This is a genomic window from Herbidospora sp. RD11066, assembly GCF_054661255.1.
The window spans coordinates 1-233 of sequence record NZ_BAAGDO010000393.1; the positions used below are offsets into that span (position 1 = coordinate 1).

A 233-nucleotide genomic window follows, 5' to 3' on the forward strand; every position below is an offset into this window, starting at 1 on the left:
GTTGCAGAGCAGCTATGGCCGCCGACGCCGTTCCATCAAAGGAGAAGACTTGCCTCCACGTGCGCGTTACATCAACAAGATCCTGATCTATTTGAACAAGGAGATGGAGACAGTATGGAACTATAACACCATTGTGGACCGTAAGCGCTGGGGTGTGGGCACCACCATTACCTCGTCTCCTTATGGCCCTCATGGAGAACATCCCAAGCGTTGGAGGGCCAACGTCACCGTCC

At 54.1% G+C, this 233-nt stretch carries 1 protein-coding gene; it reads left to right on the forward strand.

From position 1 onward, the window contains the following. Positions 1–49: 49 nt before the first annotated feature. On the forward strand, positions 50–233 hold a 184-nt coding region (locus ACYQ78_RS40175; protein WP_459806248.1), incomplete at its 3' end, for a hypothetical protein.